The organism is Pelomonas lactea (genome assembly GCF_043555885.1).
GTDB lineage: Bacteria > Pseudomonadota > Gammaproteobacteria > Burkholderiales > Burkholderiaceae_C > Pelomonas > Pelomonas lactea.
Genome location: NZ_JBIGHX010000005.1, coordinates 348,742 through 357,426, shown reverse-complemented (window position 1 = coordinate 357,426; position 8,685 = coordinate 348,742). Strand labels below are relative to the sequence as shown.

9 protein-coding genes are annotated in these 8,685 nt (G+C 67.5%); 3 read left to right on the top strand and 6 right to left on the bottom strand.

Translation table 11 applies throughout. The annotated features are described in order from the left end of the window. Positions 1-471 precede the first annotated feature (471 nt). The 5 genes from ACG04Q_RS16775 to ACG04Q_RS16755 all read right to left on the bottom strand — a co-directional run bounded on the left by ACG04Q_RS16775 (position 472) and on the right by ACG04Q_RS16755 (position 5,734). Positions 472-1,983 (bottom strand): tripartite tricarboxylate transporter permease, encoded by a 1,512-nt coding sequence (locus ACG04Q_RS16775; protein WP_394512154.1) that lies wholly within the window; start codon positions 1,981-1,983, stop codon positions 472-474. A gap of 10 nt (positions 1,984-1,993) precedes the next feature. After that, positions 1,994-2,458 (bottom strand): tripartite tricarboxylate transporter TctB family protein, encoded by a 465-nt coding sequence (locus ACG04Q_RS16770; RefSeq protein WP_394512153.1) that lies wholly within the window; start codon positions 2,456-2,458, stop codon positions 1,994-1,996. A gap of 92 nt (positions 2,459-2,550) precedes the next feature. Continuing rightward, entirely contained in the window at positions 2,551-4,338 is a 1,788-nt protein-coding gene (tfpB, locus tag ACG04Q_RS16765) for a type IV pilus assembly ATPase TfpB (RefSeq protein ID WP_394512152.1), read from the bottom strand. A gap of 11 nt (positions 4,339-4,349) precedes the next feature. Next, positions 4,350-5,123: a spermine/spermidine synthase domain-containing protein gene (locus ACG04Q_RS16760; protein ID WP_394512151.1), complete on the bottom strand. Its 774-nt coding sequence runs from the start codon at positions 5,121-5,123 to the stop codon at positions 4,350-4,352. A 50-nt stretch (positions 5,124-5,173) separates the two neighbouring features. Continuing rightward, positions 5,174-5,734 (bottom strand): DNA-deoxyinosine glycosylase, encoded by a 561-nt coding sequence (locus ACG04Q_RS16755; RefSeq protein WP_394512150.1) that lies wholly within the window; start codon positions 5,732-5,734, stop codon positions 5,174-5,176. Between the two features lie 17 nt (positions 5,735-5,751). Here ACG04Q_RS16755 and ACG04Q_RS16750 point away from each other — a divergent pair, with 17 nt between their 5' ends. The 3 genes from ACG04Q_RS16750 (at position 5,752) to ACG04Q_RS16740 (ending at position 7,861) form a co-directional block, all read left to right on the top strand. After that, positions 5,752-6,561 (top strand): mechanosensitive ion channel family protein, encoded by an 810-nt coding sequence (locus tag ACG04Q_RS16750; RefSeq protein WP_394512157.1) that lies wholly within the window; start codon positions 5,752-5,754, stop codon positions 6,559-6,561. A 108-nt stretch (positions 6,562-6,669) separates the two neighbouring features. After that, on the top strand, positions 6,670-7,485 hold the full coding sequence (locus ACG04Q_RS16745) for an MOSC domain-containing protein (protein ID WP_394512149.1): 816 nt from the start codon (positions 6,670-6,672) through the stop codon (positions 7,483-7,485). A gap of 22 nt (positions 7,486-7,507) precedes the next feature. Beyond that, positions 7,508-7,861, top strand: coding sequence for a hypothetical protein (locus ACG04Q_RS16740; RefSeq protein ID WP_394512148.1), 354 nt, complete (start codon positions 7,508-7,510; stop codon positions 7,859-7,861). Here ACG04Q_RS16740 and ACG04Q_RS16735 read toward each other — a convergent pair. Beyond that, positions 7,848-8,675, bottom strand: a complete 828-nt coding sequence (locus ACG04Q_RS16735; RefSeq protein ID WP_394512147.1) for a TatD family hydrolase — start codon at positions 8,673-8,675, stop codon at positions 7,848-7,850. The two genes, ACG04Q_RS16740 and ACG04Q_RS16735, sit on opposite strands and share 14 nt — an antisense overlap. Positions 8,676-8,685 lie beyond the last annotated feature (10 nt).

The following is an 8,685-nucleotide window of genomic DNA, read 5'->3' as shown; positions in this document are numbered from 1 at the left end:
CTAATCCGCCTTTCGCTTCGTCGTCAAGCGTTTTTGAAAATTTCTTTTCTCAAACACCGCGCTGATATTCAGCGACCGACTCGGCGATCTTTGCTGTTTTGAATTGCTTCGAAAGCAGCAAAGAGGCAAGATTTTGATCAGCTTTCGCGGCATCGTCAAGCACTTTTTGAAAATTCTTTTCAAGAACTTTCCAGCACCTGGCGGCCTCTCCAGCTCGCCTGAAGTCTTTCGACCTCAACCTCCGCCAACTCCTGCTGCGCCGTCTCCGGCAGCGCTCTCATCAGCGAAGCCCACGACTGTAGCACAGGTTTTTCCGTAAGTGAAAGCCCTCGCCGGCATTTCTTTCCTGCCAGCGCTTGTTGCAGCCTCCTGCCACCGCGTTCTGCTGGAAAACAGAAGGGGGCCGGTGATGCTGCGCATCACCGGCCCCCTTCTCTTGTCGCAGCGACTATCAGTCAGCGGGTGCAGCGGTCAGCCCTCTTCCTGGAAAGCCTCCTCCCGCTTGTTCTTGATGGAAGGCAGCATCACCACGACGATCATCAAGGCTGCGGCGATCAGCAGGCCGGCCGACAGCGGTCGCGTGAGGAATGTGCTCCAGTCGCCACGCGCCAGCAGCAGTGCGCGTCGCAGGTTCTCTTCCATCATGGGGCCCAGGATGAAGCCCAGCAGCAGCGGCGCAGGTTCGCAGCTCAGCTTGTAGAAGATGTAGCCCAGCAGCGCGAAGCCAGCAGTCAGGTAGACATCGAACGCGTTGTTGTTCAGCGAGTAGGTGCCGATGCAGCAGAAGACGACGATGGCCGGAAAGAGGAAGCGATAGGGCACCGTCAGCAGCTTGATCCAGATGCCGATCAGCGGCAGGTTCAGCACGATCAGCATCAGGTTGCCGAGCCACATCGACGCGATCAGCCCCCAGAACAGCTCGGGGTTGCTGGTCATGACCTGAGGGCCGGGCTGGATGCCCTTGATGGTCATGGCGCCCACCATCAGCGCCATCACCGCGTTGGGAGGAATGCCCAGCGTCAGCATGGGGATGAAGCTGGTCTGCGCGCCGGCGTTGTTGGCGCTTTCCGGGCCGGCCACTCCCTGGATGGCGCCCTTGCCGAACGGGACGCGCGGATTGCGGTTGATCTTCTTTTCCAGCGTGTAGGCGGCGAAGGATGCCAACAGCGCGCCGCCACCGGGCAGCACGCCCAGGATGGAGCCCAGTGCCGTGCCGCGCACCACGGACGGCCAGGCGTCCTGGAAGTCCTCCTTGGTAGGCCACAGTCCCTTGACCTCCTTCGTGAACACCTCGCGGTGCTCCTCCGGCTGTCCGAGGTTGGCGATGATCTCGCCGAAGCCGAACACACCCATGGCGATGACGACGAAACCGATGCCGTCCGTCAGTTCCGGAATGTCGAACGAGAAGCGGGCCGTACCGGTGATGACGTCGGTGTTGATCTGCCCCAGCAACAGGCCCAGCACGATCATCGCAATGGCCTTGACCAGCGAGCCGGAGGCCAGCACGACGGCACCGACAAGGCCCAGCACCATCAGCGAGAAGTACTCGGCCGATCCGAACTTGAACGCCAGCTCGGTCAGCGGCGGCGCGAAGGCGGCAATGATGATGGTGCCCACACAGCCGGCGAAGAAGCTGCCCAGGCCGGCGGCGGCCAGCGCCGCGCCGGCGCGGCCGCGGCGGGCCATCTGGTAGCCGTCGATGGCGGTGACCACCGAGCTGGACTCGCCCGGCACGTTGATCAGGATGGCGGTGGTGGAGCCGCCGTACTGCGCGCCGTAATAGATGCCGGCCAGCATGATGAGGGCGGGCGTCGCGTCCAGCGTGTAGATGGACGGCAGCAGCATGGCGATGGTGGCCACGGGACCCAGGCCGGGCAGCACGCCGATCAGCGTCCCCAGCACGGTTCCGAAGAATGCGTAGAGCAGGTTCTGTAGCGTCAGCGCCGTCTGAAAGCCGAGCGCGAGGTTGTTCAGCAGGTCCATGTCGCGCGCCTCAGCCGTTGAAGTAGATGGGCCAGACCGGAATCGTCAGCTTCAGGCCCAGGATGAACAGCGCCCAGCTGCCTGTCGTCAGCACGACGCTGCTGAACAGCACGTCGCGAAGGCGGAACTCGCTGCCGGCCAGCGACGACAGCAGGATGGTGATGGGCAGCGTGATGATCAGACCCAGGCGCGGCAGCGCGACGCCGAACACGACGATGGCCAGGATGATGACCACCAGCGGCCGCCAGGCAATGGCACCGACCGGGTCGCCGCCCTCCGACTCCAGTGTCAGCGCCTTGAACAGCACCATCGCCCCCAGCAGCGCCAGCAGGATGCCAAGGCCGAACGGGAAGTACCCGGGCCCCGGTCGCGCCGAGGTGCCAAAAGAGTAGTCCGTGGCGCCCCATGCGAACGCCACGCCGACCACCAGGAACATCAGCCCGGACCAGAAGTCCCGCTGGCTCTTGATCTTCATTGCTCTTGTCTCCAAACGCCGCGGGAGGGCGCTCTGTTAGGTGCAGGAATTCTGTCAGCCGACCTCTCGCGCCGTGCTGTGGATTACACGTATCAGCCTTCCCAGGCCGGGGTGCTGCGCAGCACCTCCTCGATGGTGGTGACACCCTCGGCCACCTTCATGGCGCCGGCCAGGCGCAGGGGCCGCAGGCCTTCCTGTGTGGCCTGGCGGCGCAGTGCGGGCAGGTCGTTCAACGTCGCCTTCACGCCCTCCGTCACTGTCAGCAACTCGTAAAGGCCGGCACGGCCGCGGAAGCCGGTGTTGCGGCATTCCAGGCAGCCCACCGGTTTGTAGGGCTTCACGCCGCCGCCGAGGCGCCAGTGCTTGACCAGCTCGTTCAGACTCTCGCGCGTGACGGTCGGGTCGGGCTGCTTGCAGTGCGGGCACAGCGTGCGCACCAGGCGCTGCGCCAGCACGCCAATGATGGTGGCGCTGAGCAGGTAGCTCGGCACGCCCAGGTCCAGCAGGCGCGTGATGGCCGACACCGAGTCGTTGGTGTGCAGCGTGCTGAACACGAGGTGACCCGTCAGCGCGGCCTGGATGGCCATCTCGGCCGTCTCCAGGTCGCGGATCTCGCCGACCATGATGATGTCCGGGTCCTGGCGCATCAGGGCGCGCAGGCCTTCCGCGAACCCGAAGTCAAGCACGTTCTGCACCTGCGTCTGGTTGAACGCAGGCTCGATCATCTCGATCGGGTCCTCGATGGTCGTGACGTTGACCTCGTCGGTGGCCAGGCGCTTCAACGTGGAGTACAGCGTCGTCGTCTTGCCGGAGCCCGTCGGCCCGGTCACGAGGATGATCCCGTGAGGCTGCTTGACCAGCCCCTCCCAGCGCTCGGAATCATGCTGGCCGAAGCCCAGCGACGCCAGATCCTTGACCGCCGTGTCGGGGTCGAAGATGCGCATGACCATCTTCTCGCCGAAGGCCGTGGGGAGCGTCGACAGCCGCATCTCGACTTCATCGCCCGCCGGGTTGCGCGTCTTGATGCGGCCGTCCAGCGGGCGGCGCTTCTCGACGACGTCCATGCGCCCCAGCAGCTTGATGCGCGAGGTCATGGCCGCCATGACGGTGGGCGGCAACTGGTAGACCGTGTGCAGCACCCCGTCGATGCGGAAGCGGATGACGCCCATGTCGCGGCGCGGCTCCAGGTGGATGTCCGATGCGCGCTGGTCAAACGCGTACTGCCAGAGCCAGTCCACCACCTGCACGACGCCCTGGTCGTTGGCATCCAGCTGCTTGTTGCTCTTGCCCAGCTCGACGAGTTGCTCGAAGCTGGCCACCTGGCTCTGCTCGCCCGCCTTGGCGGCCTGGCGCACCGAGCGGGCCAGCGTGAAGAACTCGGTCGTGTAGCGCGCGATGTCCAGCGGGTTGGCGATGACCAGCTTGATGGGCTTGCGCACATGCGACTCGATCTGCGCCACCCAGCCGGTGTCGAACGGCTCCGAGGTCGCGATGGTCACGTCATTGATGCCGAACTGCACCGGCAGGCAGCGCTTGGCCTCGGCGTAGCCAATGGACATCACGTCGCCCACGCGGCCCACGTCGACCTTCAACGGGTCGATGCGCAGATAGGGCATGCCTACCCGCGTGGCCAGCCACTCGGACAGCGCGTCCACGTCCAGCGGTTTGCCGGTGGCCAGGTGCACCAGGCTGGCATGCCCCAGGCGCACCAGCGGGTGCAGCGAGCTGTCTCCCGCCGCGAAGCGCTGCTCGGTGCGCTGCGACTGCGCCTCGTCGATGAGGCCGTCGCGCAGCAGCCATTTCAGCAACTGGCGCCATTCCAGGCGGCCTTCGGGCTTGGCGGACGACGGGGCGGCAGCGGTTTTCGGCTTGGGAGTCATCTTGTCGGTCGTCAAAGCGCTTGGATGATGCTCATGGGCAGCGGCCGCACCAGGCGCAGCCACTTGCGGGCGGGCAGCTTGAAGCGCGATTCGATGGTAGCCGCGCGCTGCTCCAGCACCTCGCGGTCCGGCACCTGCACGCCGCGGCCCGCGACGACCACCGTGTTGCCCTCTTTGGTCGGCGCCAGGCTCCAGACCTGACTGGAGCCAAACGCACGCGCGATGCGCTGCGCGCTGCGGGCGAAGCTGGCACTGCGGCCGAACAGGTTGACCGTCATCAGCCCACCGTCGGCCAGCACGCCGCGGCAGGCCGCGTAGAAGGCCTCGTCGTCCAGCACCGGTGATGCAGCGTCGTGGTCATACAGATCCACGTTGAGCACATCCACGGTCTGCAGGTTCGCGTCGTCCGCGACCCAGCGGCCGGCGTCCGCGTTGACGACGTTCAGCCGCGCATCGTTGGCCGGCAGGCGGAACCACTGCCGGCAGGCGGCGATGACCTCGGGGTTGATCTCCACGGCGGTCGTGCGCATCTTGAGCTGGCCGTGGCAGAAGCGCGTCAGCGCCGCGGCCCCGAGTCCCAGCTGCACCGCGTGTCCCTCGCCCAGCGACGCCTCGTCGCGCCACAGCATCCAGGCGCACATGCGCTGGATGTATTCGAGCTCCAGCTGATCGGGCTTGCGGATACGCATCGCGCCCTGCACCCAGATCGAGTCCAGGTGCAGGAAACGCACGCCGTCGAACTCGCTCAGCGTGGCGGGGCCCCAGGTCGGTGTCTTGGTTTTCATTGGCGGCGCATCCTAGGCCAACGCCGCCCCGGCAGCGGTGCCGTGACTTGCTACGACAGGTAAAGCTGCACGGCGGCGCGCCAGGCATCGACCTTCATCGGCAGGCTCTGGCCGGCATGGGCCGGGCTGGTGGACGGCAGGCGCAGCACCGGCAGTTGCTGAGCACCCAGAGCCAGCAGCGTCTGCCTGTGCGCCAGCGCACCATTGCAGGCGATGGCCCGCAATTGCGGCAGGCGCGCCACCAGCTCGCGCAGGTCACTGGGTTCGGCGGCCTGGATGGCCGTGTCCAGGCTGCCCTCGCGGCGGCAGGCGGCCACGGCGTCCCACAGCGCGATGCGGTGGCGGCGCAACGCCTGCAGCCGCTCGGCATACGGCTGCGCGGCCAGCCCGGCCTCGCCGGTCAACGCCGCCATGACGGGCCAGAACGCGTTGCGCGGATGCGCGTAGTACTGCGCCGCCTGCAGAGACGCCGCGCCGGGGAAGCTCCCCAGCACCAGCAGCCACGCGCGCGCGTCGAAAACCGGTGCCAGGCCGACCAGCCGTCGCTCAGGCTCGGGGTTTGCGGGGTTGGCAGCGGGTCGCTTCGGCTGAGAGGATGCGGAAGAATTCAATGGGAGTACCTGACATGATGAACACCGAAGCCGTCTGGCAGTTTCTCAGCACCCAGGGCGCCGACTTCGGCCTCAAGGTGCTGGCGGCCATCGCCGCCTGGGTCGTGGGCCGGTGGCTCATTTCATTGGCGCTGCGGCTGTTCTCGGCGGCGCTGCTGCGCGGCCGGCACATCGACTCGACGCTGGTCACCTACCTGCGCTCCATCCTCAGCGTGCTGCTGAACATCGTGCTGATCCTGTCCATCCTGGACATCTTCGGCGTCAAGACCACGTCTTTTGCCGCGCTGCTGGCCGGCGCGGGCCTGGCCATCGGCACCGCCTGGGGCGGGTTGCTGACCCACTTCGCCGCGGGCGTCTTCATGCAGGTGCTGCGACCGTTCAAGGTGGGCGACTTCGTGCAGGCCGGCGGCGTGACCGGCACCGTCACCGAGATCGGTCTGTTCGGCACGACCATCACCAGCCCCGACAACGTGCACACCATCGTCGGCAACAACACCGTCTTCAGCGGCTCCATCCAGAACTACTCCACGCTGCCGCACCGCCGCGTCGACTGCGTCGCCAAGGTCGCCAACTCGGTGGACCCGCTGGACGCCATCGCCCGGCTGCGCCCCGCCATCGCCGCCATCCCCAACGTGATGGCCACGCCCGCGCCCGACATCGAGATCCTGCAGTTCACGCCCGAGGGTCCGCTGCTGTGCGTGCGGCCCTACTGCCACACCGACCACTACTGGCAGGTCTACTTCGACACCCACAAGGCCATCGTCGCGACCTTTGGGGCTGCCGGCTACCCGGTGCCGGAGACGCCCATCACGCCGCGAAATCGTTGAACCCCTCGCCCAGCCTCGCCTCGTTGAACGCGGTCCAGTCCGGTCGGTCCCCCGAGGGGACGGCTTGGGATCGGCCCGGCGCTTGGCCCGCCAATCTCGGAATGCACCATGACTGACCTGACCGCCCGCATCGCCAGCCTCTGGCGCTACCCCGTCAAATCCTGCGCCGGTGAGGCCGTCGACACGCTGGTGCTCGACGCCGAAGGCTGGCCCGCGGGCGACCGCGGCTGGGGTGTCGTCACCGCCGATGGCGAACTGACGTGGATGGGCGCCTTCCCGCGACTGGCGCTGCTCCACGCGTCGCTGGCGAACGGCGGGCTCATGCTGAGAACGGAAGGCCACGAACTGACGCTGCCCGTGGAGGGCGGCGACGCGGTCACCGTCAACGCATGGAACGACGGCATCAAGGGCTTCGACCGCATCCAGGCCTGGGACGCCGGCGACGCGGCAGCCGCACTGCTGCGCGCATGCACCGGCGAGCCGCTGCGCCTCGTGCGCCTGAGCCACGCGGCTCAGCGCCGGCCCATGCTGAACGCGCTGCACCTGGTGGGCGATGCGTCGCTGCAAGCCTGGCGCGACGCCACACCCCAGCCCCTGGCCGGCGCCGCGCAACGCGCACGGCCCAACATCGTGCTGACCGCCGACGACGGTGGCGACCTGCCGCCGTTCATCGAGGACTTGATGACCCAGGCCCGCATCGGCACGCTGACGCTGACCCGCACGAGCGTCTGCGTCCGCTGCGTGATGCCCACCGTGGACCCGGCCACCGCCGAGCCGCAGCCGCCGGTGATGGACGCGCTGGTACGGCTCAGCGCCGAAAGGGCACCAGGCGCGCCGGTGCAGTTCGGCATCTATGCGCGCGGCAGCGGCGCCGGCACGCTGCGCGTGGGCGACCGCGTGGAGCTGAGCCTGGATTTCGCCTGACTCCTGATCCCGCTTCACCCGCATGAAACCCCTGCTCGCTACCGTCCTCCTTGGCGTCACCCTCGCCTGCCAGGCCGCGGAACCCACCGTCGCCGAGCCCGCTGCAGACGCGCCGCCGGCCGCCATCAAGCTTCCCCAGGGGCGCTGCCCAACCAGGCCGGCGCCGGAGATGGTGCCTACGAGGATGACCGGCAAGTTCCAGTACATCGCCCACTTCCTGCTCAAGGCCGACGGCAGCATCGAGAACATCCGTGTGCAAGGCCGAGGCCCTCAGGGTCAGGGACAGAACATCCGGGCGGCCATCGCAAGCTACCGGTGTCTGCCCGCAGACGCTGATCAGGAAATCGTCTCGACGTTCGACTTCAAGGTCGATTGAGAGCGGCCAGCCGCGGCAGCGCCGCCAGCGCGTTGGCGCTCGTCACCGCGGCCGCCTGCTCGCCCGTCCAGCCGCGCACGCAAGCCAGGCTGCCGGCAATGCGTGGCAGTTCGCCCGGCTCGTTGCGCCCCTGCCCTGGGCTCGCGTCGCGCTCGGCGGCCGTCCGGTAGAGCCACTGCGGCGGGATGTCGGGCGCGTCCGTCTCCATGACCAGCGCCGTCTCGGGCACCATCGCCGCGAGGCGGCGGATCTGCAGCGAGCGCTCAAAGGTCAGCGTGCCGCCGAAGCCCAGCTTGAACCCGAGGTCGATGAAGGCCTGTGCCTGCTGCTCGCTGCCGTTGAACGCATGGGCAATGCCGCCATGCGTGAAGCCCACGCGGCGCAGGCCGGCCAGCAGCTGGTCGGCGCTGCGGCGCACATGCAGCAGCACCGGCAGGCCGGCACGCTTGGCGAGCTTCAACTGCTCGACGTAGAAGCGCTGTTGGACGTCGGCATCCAGCCCGGGCACGAAGAAGTCCAGCCCGATCTCGCCAACCGCCACCAGCCGCGGATCGTCCCGGTGCTGCTGCAGCGCGTCAGCCACGCGGTCCAGATCACCCGGGCCGGCGTTCATCACGTACAGCGGATGGATGCCCAGCGCGTAGGTGAAGCTGTGTTGATGCGCCAGTTCCCGCACGCGCGCCAGGTTGTGCGCGTCCACGGCCGGAATGACGATCTGCGCAACGCCGGCGGCTTTCGCGCGGGCGACGACGGCGTCACGGTCAGCGTCGAACTCGGCGGCGTCGAGATGGCAGTGGGTGTCGATCCATGACATGGCGCGATCC

Excerpts from the sequence above, each read along its gene's own strand:
- ACG04Q_RS16775 (WP_394512154.1), bottom strand. The coding sequence starts at position 1,983 with ATGGACCTGCTGAACAACCTCGCGCTCGGCTTTCAGACGGCGCTGACG.
- ACG04Q_RS16770 (WP_394512153.1), bottom strand. The coding sequence starts at position 2,458 with ATGAAGATCAAGAGCCAGCGGGACTTCTGGTCCGGGCTGATGTTCCTG.
- tfpB (WP_394512152.1), bottom strand. The coding sequence starts at position 4,338 with ATGACTCCCAAGCCGAAAACCGCTGCCGCCCCGTCGTCCGCCAAGCCC.
- ACG04Q_RS16760 (WP_394512151.1), bottom strand. The coding sequence starts at position 5,123 with ATGAAAACCAAGACACCGACCTGGGGCCCCGCCACGCTGAGCGAGTTC.
- ACG04Q_RS16750 (WP_394512157.1), top strand. The coding sequence starts at position 5,752 with ATGAACACCGAAGCCGTCTGGCAGTTTCTCAGCACCCAGGGCGCCGAC.
- ACG04Q_RS16745 (WP_394512149.1), top strand. The coding sequence starts at position 6,670 with ATGACTGACCTGACCGCCCGCATCGCCAGCCTCTGGCGCTACCCCGTC.
- ACG04Q_RS16740 (WP_394512148.1), top strand. The coding sequence starts at position 7,508 with ATGAAACCCCTGCTCGCTACCGTCCTCCTTGGCGTCACCCTCGCCTGC.
- ACG04Q_RS16735 (WP_394512147.1), bottom strand. The coding sequence starts at position 8,675 with ATGTCATGGATCGACACCCACTGCCATCTCGACGCCGCCGAGTTCGAC.